The 13,293-nt window shown below is 66.7% G+C and carries 15 protein-coding genes and 1 pseudogene; 6 read left to right on the plus strand and 10 right to left on the minus strand.

Annotation, left to right across the window (positions count from 1 at the left end):
- The first annotated feature begins 113 nt into the window (after nt 1–113).
- A complete protein-coding gene (locus LQD00_RS19760) occupies nt 114–707 on the plus strand; it encodes a TetR/AcrR family transcriptional regulator (RefSeq protein WP_232719003.1) in 594 nt (197 codons plus the stop codon).
- Nucleotide 708: 1 nt separating this feature from the next.
- On the opposite strand, the gene dprA is transcribed toward LQD00_RS19760, so the two are convergent.
- Together dprA and LQD00_RS19770 are read right to left on the minus strand one after the other, a co-directional pair.
- Nucleotides 709–1,821 (minus strand): DNA-processing protein DprA, encoded by a 1,113-nt coding sequence (dprA, locus tag LQD00_RS19765; protein ID WP_232719161.1) that lies wholly within the window; start codon nt 1,819–1,821, stop codon nt 709–711.
- Between the two features lie 20 nt (nt 1,822–1,841).
- Complete coding sequence (locus tag LQD00_RS19770) at nt 1,842–3,350, minus strand: YifB family Mg chelatase-like AAA ATPase (protein WP_232719005.1); 1,509 nt, start codon at nt 3,348–3,350, stop codon at nt 1,842–1,844.
- Nucleotides 3,351–3,720: 370 nt separating this feature from the next.
- Here LQD00_RS19770 and LQD00_RS19775 point away from each other — a divergent pair, with 370 nt between their 5' ends.
- The 5 genes and pseudogenes from LQD00_RS19775 to LQD00_RS19795 all read left to right on the plus strand — a co-directional run bounded on the left by LQD00_RS19775 (nt 3,721) and on the right by LQD00_RS19795 (nt 8,676).
- Nucleotides 3,721–5,331: an HNH endonuclease signature motif containing protein gene (locus LQD00_RS19775; RefSeq protein ID WP_232719006.1), complete on the plus strand. Its 1,611-nt coding sequence runs from the start codon at nt 3,721–3,723 to the stop codon at nt 5,329–5,331.
- Nucleotides 5,332–5,377: 46 nt separating this feature from the next.
- On the plus strand, nt 5,378–6,187 hold the full coding sequence (locus tag LQD00_RS19780; protein ID WP_232719007.1) for a hypothetical protein: 810 nt from the start codon (nt 5,378–5,380) through the stop codon (nt 6,185–6,187).
- A 240-nt stretch (nt 6,188–6,427) separates the two neighbouring features.
- Nucleotides 6,428–6,607, plus strand: a pseudogene (locus LQD00_RS19785) (HNH endonuclease); the annotation flags it as partial.
- Nucleotides 6,608–6,636: 29 nt separating this feature from the next.
- Complete coding sequence (gene bluB, locus LQD00_RS19790; protein WP_232719008.1) at nt 6,637–7,275, plus strand: 5,6-dimethylbenzimidazole synthase; 639 nt, start codon at nt 6,637–6,639, stop codon at nt 7,273–7,275.
- 99 nt (nt 7,276–7,374) lie between these two features.
- Nucleotides 7,375–8,676 carry a DUF4185 domain-containing protein gene (locus LQD00_RS19795; RefSeq protein ID WP_232719009.1) on the plus strand — a complete coding sequence of 434 codons (1,302 nt, stop codon included), beginning with the start codon at nt 7,375–7,377 and terminating at the stop codon, nt 8,674–8,676.
- Between the two features lie 19 nt (nt 8,677–8,695).
- Here the strand turns inward: LQD00_RS19795 and LQD00_RS19800 are convergent, their stop codons facing one another.
- The 8 genes from LQD00_RS19800 to LQD00_RS19835 all read right to left on the minus strand — a co-directional run bounded on the left by LQD00_RS19800 (nt 8,696) and on the right by LQD00_RS19835 (nt 13,284).
- The gene (locus LQD00_RS19800; RefSeq protein WP_232719011.1) at nt 8,696–9,088 is read right to left on the minus strand and encodes a YraN family protein; all 393 of its coding nucleotides are present in this window, start codon (nt 9,086–9,088) and stop codon (nt 8,696–8,698) included.
- A gap of 130 nt (nt 9,089–9,218) precedes the next feature.
- On the minus strand, nt 9,219–9,530 hold the full coding sequence (locus LQD00_RS19805; protein WP_005198978.1) for a DUF2469 domain-containing protein: 312 nt from the start codon (nt 9,528–9,530) through the stop codon (nt 9,219–9,221).
- Nucleotides 9,527–10,213, minus strand: a complete 687-nt coding sequence (locus tag LQD00_RS19810) for a ribonuclease HII (RefSeq protein WP_232719013.1) — start codon at nt 10,211–10,213, stop codon at nt 9,527–9,529. The genes LQD00_RS19805 and LQD00_RS19810 overlap by 4 nt, the downstream gene beginning before the upstream one ends.
- A 22-nt stretch (nt 10,214–10,235) precedes the next feature.
- A complete protein-coding gene (gene lepB / locus LQD00_RS19815) occupies nt 10,236–11,087 on the minus strand; it encodes a signal peptidase I (RefSeq protein ID WP_232719014.1) in 852 nt (283 codons plus the stop codon).
- A gap of 18 nt (nt 11,088–11,105) precedes the next feature.
- The gene (rplS, locus tag LQD00_RS19820; protein WP_005198975.1) at nt 11,106–11,447 is read right to left on the minus strand and encodes a 50S ribosomal protein L19; all 342 of its coding nucleotides are present in this window, start codon (nt 11,445–11,447) and stop codon (nt 11,106–11,108) included.
- 162 nt (nt 11,448–11,609) lie between these two features.
- Nucleotides 11,610–12,602, minus strand: coding sequence for a hypothetical protein (locus tag LQD00_RS19825; protein WP_232719016.1), 993 nt, complete (start codon nt 12,600–12,602; stop codon nt 11,610–11,612).
- Nucleotides 12,599–12,934: a hypothetical protein gene (locus LQD00_RS19830; RefSeq protein ID WP_232719018.1), complete on the minus strand. Its 336-nt coding sequence runs from the start codon at nt 12,932–12,934 to the stop codon at nt 12,599–12,601. The genes LQD00_RS19825 and LQD00_RS19830 overlap by 4 nt, the downstream gene beginning before the upstream one ends.
- A complete protein-coding gene (locus tag LQD00_RS19835) occupies nt 12,931–13,284 on the minus strand; it encodes a YbaB/EbfC family nucleoid-associated protein (RefSeq protein WP_232719021.1) in 354 nt (117 codons plus the stop codon). Before LQD00_RS19835 ends, LQD00_RS19830 begins: the two co-directional genes overlap by 4 nt.
- Nucleotides 13,285–13,293 lie beyond the last annotated feature (9 nt).

A 13,293-nucleotide genomic window follows, 5' to 3' on the forward strand; every position in this document is an offset into this window, starting at 1 on the left:
CGAGGATGCCGCCGGAGGGTCCTTGTAAGGTTTTCTCACGATCAAGCGATGTGATCCGAGAGTTCGCAATTCTTCAGATCAGACGTCGCGAGACCCCGACCAGAGGCGATTCCATGCCGGAGCAACCAGTGGAACCCCGATCCGTAGTGGACAACGCTCCCGTCCGCAGCTCGCGTCTGGGCGCCGACGACTGGCTCGACGCCGCTGTGGAGGTCCTGCTCGAGGACGGCATCGAGGGTCTGAAGATCTCCCGACTCAGCGCCCGCCTCGGGGTCACCAAGGGCAGTTTCTACTGGCATTTCACCGACATCGCGACGATGAAGTCCGAGCTCGCCGACCACTGTCGCAAGGGTCAGGCCGCCGCCGTGGCCCGGATGGCGGACCTCGAGGCACTCCCGCCGATCGAGCGCATCGAGGGCATGGCACAGCTCGTGTCGGATCCGCGCAGGTGGCGGATGGAAGCCGCGATGCGACGGTGGGCCGAGACCGACGGGACGATCGCCGACTCGATCTCCGAACTCGACGGCCAGATCTTCCAGATGTCCCATCAGGCGATGCGCGAACTCGGCTTCGACGAGGCCGAGGCCCATGCCCGCGCGACCACGCTGCTCTACGCGGGGATCGGCTTCGTCCACGCGCACGGACGGCTCGGCGAGGCGACGGCCGACGACCTGCGCATCTTCCTCGACATCCTGACGCGGAAGTGAATCATCCGGTGGCCAGTCTCCACTGACCGCCGACGTTTTCCACGAGCCCCTCGATGTCCAACCGTGCCAACGCCGCCCGCACGGCCGGCACCTCGAGTCCTGCCGCGAAGGCGATCTCCTGGATCCCCACGCCACCCCTGGCCGGGATCGCGTCGTGCACGCGCAGCTGCTCGGCGCTGAGGCCATCGGTTCTCTTCCCCCTCCCCCGGCCGATGTCTCCCCCGCCGTCGGGCCGGACGAGGTTCACCGCCGACGCGACATCGGAGACCAGCACCGCCAGCCCGTCGGCGATCATCCGATGGCATCCGACGGAGGTCGCCGACGTCACCGGTCCCGGCACCGCACCGAGTGGCCGACCGAGTTTCCGGGCCCAGGCTGCGGTGTTCGCCGCGCCCGAACGTCTGCCGGCCTCCACGACCACGGTCGCCCCCGACAGTGACGCGACCAGCCGATTGCGGGTGAGGAAGCGATGTTTGGCGGCCGTCGTTCCCGGCGGGTACTCGCTGATGATCGCGCCGGTCCGGGCGATCTCCGCCAGCAGCGCGGAATGCGCTGCCGGATAGTCGCGGTCGATGCCGCAGGCCAACACGGCCGCGGTAACCCCGCCGGCCGCGACAACGGCGCGGTGCGCCGCCCCGTCGATCCCGAAGGCGCCACCGGAGATCACCGCGAAGCCCTCACCCGAAAGCCCCGAGGCCAGCATCTGCGTGACGTGCCCGCCGTACGACGACGCCGCGCGGGACCCGATGAGGGCGACCGAGGCCGCGGCCAGATCGTCGAGCCGGGCGGGACCACGCACCCAGAGGGCCAGTGGCTCGCCGCCGCGTGCGGCGGTGTCGGCCTGACCGAGGGCGAGGAGCGACCAGGCCGGCCACTCGGGATCGGATCGGGTGACCAGCCGTGCACCGATCGCGGCGGCGGTGTCAAGGTCGGTCGTTGCGCAGTCTGACTCGTATCGAGCTGCAGTCGCGGCCAGCACAGGTTCGTGACCGTCCGGCACACGGCGTTCACGGATCGCCGATGCCGCGTCGACCGGACCGACCTGGTCCACCAGGGCGATCACCTCCGCACACGGCGGCTCGGCCACGCGCGCCAGGTACGCCCACGCCGTCATCTCCGCCGGATACTTCCCGCTCACCACGTTGCTCCTCGGTCTCGGTACAGAAGTGCCTGTGCGACATCGTCTTCGACGGGCCGGTCGGTGCCGCGTAGATCGCTGAGGGTCCAGGCGAGCCGCAGCGCACGGTCGGCACCGCGGGCAGTCACGCGCCCGTCCCGGAGGAACAGTTCGATGGGTCGCAGGACGTCGGGCGGCAGCCGGAACTTCTGACGTAGCGCGGCTCCCGGAACCTCGGCGTTGGTCCGCCAGCCGAATTCGGACCATCGCTCGACCGCGGCCGCCCGCGCCGCGGTGACCCGTGCACGGACCTCGGCACTCGATTCCCCCGTCCCGCTCATCAGCGCGGCGTTGCCCGGCGGGTCCATGCGGACACGGATGTCGACCCGGTCCAGCAGTGGCCCCGACAACTTGCCGAGGTACCGACGTCGCACGACAGCGGTGCACACGCAGTCGACGTCGTGTGCGGGTGCGCATGGGCACGGGTTCGCCGCGAGGATGAGCTGGAACCGCGCCGGGTACGTCGCGACGCCATCCCGCCGCGGCACCCGCACCTCGCCGTCTTCGAGCGGTTCCCGCAGGGATTCCAGCACTTTCGCGCTCATCTCGGCGCATTCGTCGAGGAACAGGACACCGCGGTGCGCCTTGGAGACCGCGCCCGGCCGGGCGAAGCCGGTACCACCGCCGAGCAGCGCTGTCGTCGACGAACTGTGGTGCGGTGCGACGAACGGCGGCTCGGTGATCAGCGGGCGTCCCGGTGACAGCTCCCCCACGAGCGAGTGGATCGCCGTGACCTCGAGGGAGTCCTCGACACCCAGTGGCGGCAGGATGCCTGGTAGGCGTCGCGCGAGCATCGTCTTCCCGATACCCGGTGACCCGGTCATGAGAACGTGATGTGCTCCGGCCGCGGCGATCTCGAGTGCGTGCCTGGCCTCGTGCTGCCCCACGACGTCGGCCATGTCCGGAATCGGTGGCGGCTTCGTGGTCGTCGTCCGGTGGAAGTTGTCGAGTACGCGATCGCCCTCCAGCCAGGCGACCACGTCTTCGAGGTTCGTCGCACCACCGACGTCCATGCCCTCGACCAGGGTCGCCTCGGTCACCGTCTCGATCGGGACCACCGCACGCCGATAACCCGCCTGCCGCGCGGCGATCACCGCCGGCAGCACTCCCCGGACCGGCCGGACGGTGCCGTCGAGGCCGAGTTCGCCGAGGAAGATCGTCGACGTCAGCTTCTCCGACGACACCTGTTCGGTCGCAGCCAGAATCGCGACCGCCATGGCCAGGTCGAAACCCGAACCGACCTTCGGCATGTCCGCCGGCGAGAGCGCCACCGTCACCTTCAGGTCGGGGAACTTGAACCCCGAGTTCTTGACCGCCGCCCGCACCCGGTCGCGCGCCTCGCGCACCGACGGATCGGGGTTACCGGTCACCGCGAAGCCGGGCAGCCCTGATCCGACGCTCGCCTGAACGTCGACAACTCGTGCGGCAAAGGCATTGAGCCCCACCGACTGTGTTTGCCCCAACATGGAGCACAGTCTGTCGAAAGATCACGCCGGCGAACCGGCCCGCAGTCTCCCGACGAGCGATCTGTGGATCACCTCTCCGATATCCACATCACCGGCTTGATCGGCAGTCCTGCACACCTTCGGTGTCGAAGGACTTCTCCGAAACGAAGTCGCGGCCAACCTTCTTGCGGCGCATCTGTGTAGCGAGATGATGCCTGTGGATGACGGTCCGGGTTTGTCGGTGGTCGGGTCTACATTGGTTGTCAGTAGGTGAGCCGATCGATCGGGTCGGCGCCGCAACACTTCTGGGGGCAGGGTGTCGGGGAATCGGATCGATCTACCGGGCGGGTCTCTCGCCGGGATCGATCCTGCCCACCCTTATGAAGCCGACATGTACTCCCTCATGGACGAACTCAAGGCGTCTCAGCGTCGCGAATCCCACGAACACTGGGCCCGATACAAGACGGTGCACGCGATCGCCGAACGCTGCATGAGCACCCGCAACACCTTCGACGGCGGGATCGTTGTCACCGGTGAGGCCGAGTGCGTCCAGCGGGTGTCGCGCCAATTGTCTTTGACACGACGCCAAGCCGAGATCCTCATCGGCGAAACCATCACCCTGCACGAGAACCTCCCCGAGGTACTGGACACCCTGCGCGACGGGATCACCACCCGTTGGCAGCTGCAGGTGATCGTGTCCCGCACGGCGCTCGTCCCGCCGGACTCATCGATCACTCCCACCCTCGACGCCGAGATCGCCGCCACCCTCCGCAACAAGAAGGGCTCTTGGACGCGAGCCCGGCTGCGCGACATGGTCGACCGCCTGGTGTTCCGTCACGACCCAGACCTGGTCCGCGAACGCCGGAGAGAAGCGCTCGACAACCGCGGGATGTATACCCACACCCTCGACGACGGCACCGCCGAGATCACCGGGGTGATGGCCGCGGAGAACGTGCGTATCGCCGCCAAGGCCGTTCGCGTGCTGGCGGATTCAGTGTGCAAGCACGACGGTCGCACCGTCGGACAACGCAACTCCGACGCCATGTTCGCCCTCCTGACCGGCACTCTGTTCGAATGCTGCTGCGATCGTGACAACTGCACGGCCGAGGTTCCCGAACCCGGAGCGGCGGTCGCATCGGTGCGCAGCGAGATCGTCATCCACGTCGTCACCGATGCCGCGACACTGGCCGGCGCACCCGGGATCGGCTGGATCGACGGGCACGGCGTCATCTCCGACGAGCACGTCCGCGACCTCGCCCACCGACCCGACGCCACCATCAAACCCATGACTCCGGTCCGCACAGCACCCACACGAGTTGGGGCCGAAACACCCTCGCCGGCAGGCGAGCACGACGAGCGTGACGCACAGGACCGCGAAGCCAGACGCCCGCAACCCGCAGCCGCACCGATCGCTGAGCCGACCGCGCCGAACGTTACCGAAGCAACGTCATCGGATGTGGTGGTCGTCTATCCCGGTTCCCAGCCGTCCGACCCGTACCGCCCGACCACCGCCTGTGCCGACTTCGTCCGCATCCGCGACGGCTACTGCACCGAACCAGGGTGCGAGCAGTCCTCTTTCACTTGCGACCTCGACCACGTCACCGAGTTCGACCGTCAACGCCCGACCCGCGGTGGACTCACCTCCAGTGAGAACCTCAACGCCAAATGCCGCTTAGGGCATCTGCACAAGACCTTCGGCGACTGGATCGACGTCCAGTACCGCGACGACGACGGCCGCCTGGTCACCGAGTACGTCACCCCAGAGGGCTACCGCATCCGCGGTGACGCCGAAACCCTCGAAGATCTGTTCCCCAACCTGCGCCGTATCCGCTTCGAGCAACCTGCCCAAGCCCCACCCACACCGCGGGTGATCTCGGGCGACGACCCTCGCCCCGCTCGAAACCGACTGGCAGACAAACACGCCAGACGGCGAGCCGAACGCGCCCGCAACCGGCGAGAACGCGAACGCCTGGAAGTCGAGGACGGCCCGGCACCGTTCTGACCGATCCATGCGCACACCCGACCGGTCGGAGTGCTACAACGATCCGGTGACTGAACCTGAAGAAGACTTCACCGTGCCGCAGGCGGCGCTCATCGTGTCAGTAGGTGGCGTCGTCCTGGGGACCATTCCATTCGTTCTGATCTGGGGCTTTCTCCACGGATGGGGTCAAGGTCAGTGGGGTCCGGTTGCCGCCTGGCTTTCAGGCTTACTCACCGTCTTCGCGGTTGTAGTCGCGCTTTACCAGACACTCTTAGCGCGGCAAGAGGCCGAAGCAACAAGAGCGAACGCAGCCGAAGAGATGCGACTTGTCGAAGAGCGACATACTCGACAGCTCGCCCAGGCCGAAGCGTCCATGGATGCTTCTCGTACGTTCCATATCGAACAGTTGGCAGTGACGCAACACAACCGTGAGGTCGATGCCGTTAAGTCGATCGCCAAGAACATCACGAAGGCGAATGCGCAGACGAGTATTTATACGTTCGATTACCTCGACGAGCTGGCTGAGAACAATGGAGAGCTTGCGGACTCCGGCCTCGTCCGGCTCACGAACTTCTTGACTCAGTTCGAGTATTACCGAACCGTTGCGACCGTTGCGATGGCCGACATCCGCGACAAAGAGATCGCACGCGAAGCACTCAGATCCCTCAGTGCAGCTGTCGCCGCGGCGACAGCTGTACGAGCTGCGGTAGAAGCAGGCACGGACCCGAAGAATTTCTTAGGTATCGAGAAAACCGCTGAGAAGGCTCGCAACACGAATAACGAGTTTCAGATGTTCGCGCTTCGCAAGCTCTCGCCCAATGGTCCTCCTCTGAAGGAGACCCAGGGACCCCGTACCGCCGCTGTAGACGAAAGCTAGCTAAGACTCGTATGAGTAGTGCGTCGATCAGCTGCAGAATTCCTCGTCAAAGACGTCGGCATGTCGGCAAACGACCCGCCGGCACCGCCGATGCTCCCGTCCTGCACCTCGCTCGTGCCAGCGGAATTGTCGATTAGCTCCGACCCTCGACGCCGAGATCGCGCTGCTACTCTCCGGGTCCGGGGAAGGCCCTTGGACACGAACACGGCGACGCGGCGCCGATCGCGTGATGTTCCGCCCCGACCCCGCTTCGAACAAGCCGCCCAAGCCCCACCCGCACCGCGGGTGATCTCGGGCGACGACCCTCGCCCCACACGAAACCGGCTGGCAGACAAACACGCCAGACGGCGAGCCGAACGCGCACGAAACAAGCGGGAACGCGAGCGTCTGCAGGTAGAGGACGGACCCGCGCCGATCTGATCGATCGCCGTCGCTAAGCTCGACAACCGATGAGTGACGGAATTTTCGACGACGCGTTCGTCGACGACCTGAACCGACTCTTCCGTTGGCGACGGGATGTCCGTCGGTTCAGTCGCGAACCGCTCCAGCCGCATCTTCTCCCCGAGCTCATCGCGGCCGCGGAGCTCTCGCCGTCCGTCGGAAACAGTCAGCCCTGGCGGTGGGTCGAGGTGCAGACCAAGGCGGCACGAGAGGCTGTGCGGGACAGTTTCGTCCGCTGCAACGCCGAAGCGCTCGACGGTTACACCGGCGAACGCGCACAACTGTATTCGTCACTCAAGCTCGCCGGCCTCGACGACGCACCGGTCCACCTCGCCGTGTTCTGCGAACCCGATGCCGAACAAGGCCACGGCCTGGGTCGCCGAACCGTGCCGGAGACACTCGAGTACTCGGTCGTCACGGCCATCACCACCCTGTGGCTGGCCGCCCGGGCCCGCGGCGTCGGGATCGGTTGGGTGTCCATTCTCGAACCGAACGAGGTGGCCGCCGCACTCGCGGTCCCACCCACCTGGAAACTCGTGGCCTACCTCTGCGTCGGTTATCCCGAACGCGAGAACGACGTACCCGAACTCGAACGCGTCGGATGGCAGTCACGCACCGAGTCGGAAAAACGCCACCTCATCCGCTGACACCGGATCGTGACCGATCTCGGGGCCTTCCGTGACACAACTCTAGTAACAATAGTCACGTCCATAACTTCAGTAACACCTGTCACACGGAGGTCTTGAGTGCCCAGCCGTTTCACCAAAGGTGTCCGACTGGCGCTGGCGGGAGCCTTCGCAATCGGTACCTCCGCGATCGTCCTGACCGCCGGTACCGGCATCGCAGAAGCCGCGCCGTGCGGTAACTCCGGCGCCGGTTCGAGTCTTCTCGGCACCGGTTCGTCGGGTAGCTCCAATGCCCCTGCAGCCGGACCCCAGGGCCCGTTGCCCGTCTACAACGGGAACATCTCCAAGGTTCTCAGCTGGGTCACGGGTCCGCGCAGCAACAACGACACCTTCGATCGCTTCGGCATCAGCGGCACCGACCTCGGGATCGCCTGGGACAACGGCCGCGGGCAGACGTTGATGGCGTTCGGCGACACCTTCGGCAACTGCGATGTCGCCGGCCAGGAATGGCGGCACAACGTCCTGCTGCGGACGAACGACGACGACTTCAGCGACGGGAAGATCACCATCCCGAACGGCGTCGCCGGCGACCAGAACTCGGGAACCGTGATCAGGGGCCGGGCGAACTACGCCGAGGAACTCATTCCGTCGCTGGGCATCTCGAACATCGAGGTCACCACAATCCCCACCGCGGCGATCTCGCTCCCGCACGGCACCGGGTTCCGGCAGTACATCAACTACATGTCGGTGCGGTCCTGGGGTTCGGCCGGCAACTGGATCACCAACTACTCGGGTATCGCCTACTCCGACAACAACGGTCAGACGTGGGAGAGCGACCCCGACACCATCCTCATCAACGCGCCGATCGACCTCGAGCTCCCCGGCAACCTGCGCGCGATCGACGTCAACAACGGCAAGTTCCAGCAGAACGCATACATGCGTGGGCGCCCGGGCACCGACGAAGAGGACTACATCTACCAGTTCGGTACGCCCAACGGCCGTTTCGGCGCTGCATTCCTGGCGCGGTTCAAGCCGGAGGACATCCTCGACCTCGGCAAGTACCAGTACTGGTCCGGCGAGCGCATCGGATGGGTCGACAGCATCAGCGACATCCACGACACCGAAGGCGTCGTCGCCCGACAACCGGTCAGTGAACTGTCCGTCGCCTGGAGTCCGTACCTGAACAAATACATCATGCTCGACGGCGACAACGGCATCCGGCTCCGCACCGCAGACCATCCGGAAGGCCCGTGGAGCTCGCCGCGCAACATCGTGTCCCCCGGCAACCCGGTGGTCTACGGACCGATGATGCTGCCGAGCTCGCCGGCACTGACGGGCACCGGAAAAGAGCTGTACTTCAACGCTTCACGCTGGAGCGACTACAACGTGATGCTGATCCGTTCGGACCTCGGCAAGCTGTAGTCCCGGGCTCGAAGACCACTCACTCGTGGACTCCGCGGTGGTGCCTCACGTGCGCCGCCGCGGGGTCTTCCGGGGTGAACCCGTCCAATTGCACGCTGATGACGTCGAACCGGATCTGTCGCCAGCGGCGTTCCTGGGCTGCGAGCCACGTACGGGCCAGTCGGCGCATCCGGGCGAGCTTGTCCGGGGTCACGGCCATCACCGCGTCGTCGAAGGTGCGGCTGGCCCGCGTCTTCACCTCGACGACCACCAGCGTGGGCCCGGCGGGGCCACGGGGGTCGACGGCGATCAGGTCGAGCTCGCCATATCGGTTGCGCCAGTTGCGTTCCAGCACAACCCACCCCAGTGAACCGACGAAGTCGGCGGCGATGTCCTCCCCCAGCTTGCCCACGTGCGCACGACGGTTGCTCATACTCTGAAGGGTCCCCGAACACGACTCGGCCGCGGCGCGAGTACACCCGCCGCGGCCGAATCTGTGGAGAACTACCGACTCACCAACATCGCGTCGTCGACGCCTCGGGGTACGTTCACCCCATGAGAGTTCAGGGCTCGTCGGGAAGCCGCAGTTCCGGCTTCTCGAGCTCCTCGATGTTGACGTCCTTGAACGTGATGACGCGAACCTGCTTGACGAAGCGCGCCGGCCGGTACATGTCCCAGACCCAGGCGTCGCTCATCCGGAGTTCGAAATACACCTCGCCGTCGGTGTTGCGGGGAATCATCTCGACCGCGTTGGCAAGGTAGAAGCGCCGCTCGGTCTCCACCACGTAGGTGAACTGGCCGACAATGTCCTTGTACTCGCGGTACAGAGAGAGTTCCATCTCGGTTTCGTACTTCTCGAGATCCTCAGCACTCATCCTGTAAGCCTATCCCTGTTGTCGTTTGCGCTGGCGACCACTCGTGCCGCGACGTTCCGGTACGACATGCGGTGTTGTGGTGACGGTCCCGCCGCATCGATGCGGGACATGTGAAGAGCTGTGCTGTATCCCTTGTGGATCGCGAAATCGTACCCGGGCAGGTCGGCGTCCATCGCGACCATGATCCGATCCCGCGTCACCTTCGCGATGATGCTCGCGGCCGCGATGCAGGCCGCGGCCCCGTCTCCCCCGATCACCGGCAGCGACGGCGCGGTCAGGCCGGGGACCACGAACCCGTCGGACAGCACGTATCCGGGGGTCACGTCGAGTGCCGCGACCGCCCGGCGCATGCCCTCGATGTTCGCAACGTGGATGCCGATCCGGTCGATCTCCGCGGCGTCGATGATCACCGCGCTCCATGCGTGTGCGTACCGGGTCACCGATCGGTACAGCGTCTCGCGGGTCTTCTCGGTGAGCCGCTTGGAGTCGTCGAGGTCGGCGAGCGAGGCCAGCTGCGTCGGTTTCAGCACGCATGCCGCGACCACCAGCGGCCCGGCGCACGCACCGCGACCGGCCTCGTCGACCCCGGCGACAGGGCCGAGGCCCTGCCGGTAGAGCGCGAATTCGAAGGTCCGCAGCCCGGCTGCACGACGGACGGGCGAACGCGGTGGCCAGCGGCTCATGGTGTGCGCAATCCCCACATGGTCATTGCTGGGGATTGATCGAACCGACACCACCGATCCGCGAGAAGGGATAGATGATGGTTCGGACCTTGCCGCGGATGTCGCTGACCGGAACGGTGCCCTGGTACTGATCATCGACGTGGTAGCGCGAGTCCTGCGAGTTGAGGCGGTTGTCGCCCATCACCCACACGTTGCCCTCCGGGACCTTGATCGGACCGAAGTCCGGACCCAGACACGGCGGCAGCTTGTCGCTGACACCCGAGTCGGGTCCGTAGGCCGCGAGGGTCTCGCGCTGCAACTCCATGTTGATGTACGGCTCGCGCAGCGGCTTGCCGTCGACCTTCACGCCGACACCCTCGTCGTTGCGGCACTCGATGGTCTGTCCGCCGGTCGCGATCACACGCTTGACGAGGTTGTTCTCGTCGGGCGGGGCGAAACCGAACCACGACAGCGCATCCTGCGCCTTGTGCATGACCGGGTTCGTCGACCGCGGCGACACCCAGGCGCCGTTCCACGACTCCGACGGACCCTTGAAGACCACGACGTCACCGGGCTCCGGATCACCGAAGCGGTAGACCATCTTGTCGATCACGATGCGATCGTTGGTGCACCCGTCACAACCGATCAGAGTCGACTCCATCGACTCCGACGGGATGACGTACTGCCGGCCGATGAAGGTCTGCAGTACCCAGGTGAGGAGCAGGACGCACCCCACGATGATCACGACCTCGCGTAAGAGCGAGCCGGAGCCCGACTTGCTCTTGCCGTCCGCGGTCTCGTCCGGATCGGACTTCAACCGCCAGGGACGCTTCTCACCGTCGTTGCCGTCGGTGTCAAGGTCGCGATCGTCGCTGGGTCGCTGTGTGTCGGCCACCTCGTCAGGGTAGACGCGTCAGCGCTTTTCCTTGATCTTTGCGGCCTTGCCACGCAGATCGCGCAGGTAGTAGAGCTTGGCGCGACGGACGTCACCGCGGGTGAGGACGTCGATCTTGGCGATGTTCGGGCTGTGCACCGGGAAGGTGCGCTCAACGCCGACGCCGAAGGACACCTTGCGGACGGTGAAGGTCTCGCGGACGCCGCCACCCTGGCGACGGATCACGACACCCTTGAACACCTGGACGCGTTCCTTGCTGCCCTCGATGACCTTGACGTGGACGTCGAGGGTGTCGCCGGGGCCGAACTCCGGGACATCGTCGCGAAGGGACTGCTTGTCGAGGAAGTCGAGCGTGTTCATTGATTGGGTCCTATTCTGGCGTGAACGTTGAGCAGAGGAACCTGGCGGGCCATACGGCTTCGAACCGGTTCATACTCCGAGTCGTCGGTGCCCGTCACACGGGACAGGCAACCCGACTATTGTGCCAGAGACACCCCGGTCCGACGAAATCCCCGGTCAGCGCTACGAACCGGGGGCCATCGCGACGACGTCGGCGGCTTGCAGTGCCGCCACCGTCGCCGAATCCATCGGCGTGGCGGCGGCGATCGCCGTGGGGATGATCCCTGAATTCGTCATGTGCTCGACGATCGCGAGTTCGGGTGCCCGCCCGTTCGCCGTCAGCGCCTCGTCGTCGGCGAGTTCGAGCCCCGCGCGCTGGTACGGCTGCGGATCGTTGGTCCCGACGACGACCACGCGACGCCCGCGGGCCCCGACGCCGACGCCGACGGCGGTGCGGAACCAGCCCGCGATGGTCGCCGGCACCGTCGACTGCACGGTGTCGGCGCGACGCCTCAGCCAGGTCAGGTCTCCCCCGGCGGTGTCCCGGTCGGTGCGCGAGGCAGCGCCCACGGCGGCACCGAACCCGGCGGCGGCCGCTCCGGCAGCGCCCATCGCACCCATCGGTGCGAACGGCATCATCCCGCTGGTCGCCGCGGGCGGGGTCCCGCCGGCGGATTGCCCGGCATCCTCCGACCGTTGCGTGTAGTCGTCACCGGCAGCCGTCAGGGCCAGACGACCGGCGCTCGCCGCACTCACCCGCCACGAGTCGTCACCGACCTCGGCGAAGACCTCTGCACGTTGCCGGTCACGGTCGGCGACGAGGGCGATCGTCGTCATCTGTTGCTCGGTCTCCACGACGACATCGGCGTAGGTGTCCAACGACGTCGCCATCGCGCGGAGCCGGTCGGCGACGTGCGGCAGTGACTGCGTCCCGGCGCCGGTGACCCGGCCGAGCCCGTCGACCAGAGCGTCGGCGAACTCCCCCTCGACGCCCGCGCCGCCGGCGGCCGGTGACGAGTACGCGGCAGTCGCAGACACGACCACGTCGGTGACCCGCTCCACGGATTCGGCGAGGGCTCGTGTGCGTCGTGCGGCCTCACGGAGCGACGTCGGGTCCGCACCCGGCCACACGCCGGGTGCGAGTTCGTCCGCGATGTGTCGGGGCGCCGAGTTCACCGAGGGTCACCGGGGTCGAAGGCGGCTGCGGTGTCGGCGTCGGCGGCGGCGAGGGACTCGACGCCGGAGGTGAGCGCCCGCCGGTGCTCGGCGAGACGCGCGACCGCGGCGCAGAGCAGTTCACTCGATTCGGCGCTCGCGGGGCCGAAACCCCGCCGGAAGGCCATCGCGCCCTCCCCGACCCCGACCGCGGTGTCGATGTCGGCGAGCAGTTCGACGAGCTCGGAATGCACGGCGCCCAGCCGCGACTCGGCATTGGCCAGCCGGGCGGACAGATCCGCCGCGGTACCCACGTCCGCGGCGATCCGGTTCCGGCGGCCTCCGGCTGTCATCCGGGGGTCCGGGCGGTGTCGAGACGGGCAGGGTCGAGACGCGCGTCGGCGTAGTCCACCCCGGAACCCGTTGCGGCAGCGAGAAGTTCGGCGCGTCGAGAAGTCAACGCATGGTCCGCTTCGGCGATCAGGGTGGTGAGTAGTTCGGAGAGCTGGTCGGCACGGTAGCGACGCAAGGCGGTGGGATCGATCGAGATGTCGACGGCGAGACCGCGTGCGTTGACGGTGACGGCGACGAGCCGATCGCGGCTGATCGCCCGGGAGGTCAGCTCCGACAACGCGGCACGGGTCTGCGCGAGTTCGGCACGCTGACGGTCGAGTTCCTCGACCATGGCCTCATAGCCCTGCATAACACCCCC

The organism is Gordonia metallireducens (assembly GCF_021245825.1).
GTDB classification, from domain to species: Bacteria; Actinomycetota; Actinomycetes; order Mycobacteriales; family Mycobacteriaceae; genus Gordonia; species Gordonia namibiensis.

Coding starts and splice junctions, on each gene's coding strand:
- LQD00_RS19760 (WP_232719003.1), top strand. CDS start 114: ATGCCGGAGCAACCAGTGGAACCCCGATCCGTAGTGGACAACGCTCCC.
- dprA (WP_232719161.1), bottom strand. CDS start 1,821: ATGACGGCGTGGGCGTACCTGGCGCGCGTGGCCGAGCCGCCGTGTGCG.
- LQD00_RS19770 (WP_232719005.1), bottom strand. CDS start 3,350: ATGTTGGGGCAAACACAGTCGGTGGGGCTCAATGCCTTTGCCGCACGA.
- LQD00_RS19775 (WP_232719006.1), top strand. CDS start 3,721: ATGTACTCCCTCATGGACGAACTCAAGGCGTCTCAGCGTCGCGAATCC.
- bluB (WP_232719008.1), top strand. CDS start 6,637: ATGAGTGACGGAATTTTCGACGACGCGTTCGTCGACGACCTGAACCGA.
- LQD00_RS19800 (WP_232719011.1), bottom strand. CDS start 9,088: ATGAGCAACCGTCGTGCGCACGTGGGCAAGCTGGGGGAGGACATCGCC.
- LQD00_RS19805 (WP_005198978.1), bottom strand. CDS start 9,530: ATGAGTGCTGAGGATCTCGAGAAGTACGAAACCGAGATGGAACTCTCT.
- LQD00_RS19810 (WP_232719013.1), bottom strand. CDS start 10,213: ATGAGCCGCTGGCCACCGCGTTCGCCCGTCCGTCGTGCAGCCGGGCTG.
- rplS (WP_005198975.1), bottom strand. CDS start 11,447: ATGAACACGCTCGACTTCCTCGACAAGCAGTCCCTTCGCGACGATGTC.
- LQD00_RS19830 (WP_232719018.1), bottom strand. CDS start 12,934: ATGACAGCCGGAGGCCGCCGGAACCGGATCGCCGCGGACGTGGGTACC.
- LQD00_RS19835 (WP_232719021.1), bottom strand. CDS start 13,284: ATGCAGGGCTATGAGGCCATGGTCGAGGAACTCGACCGTCAGCGTGCC.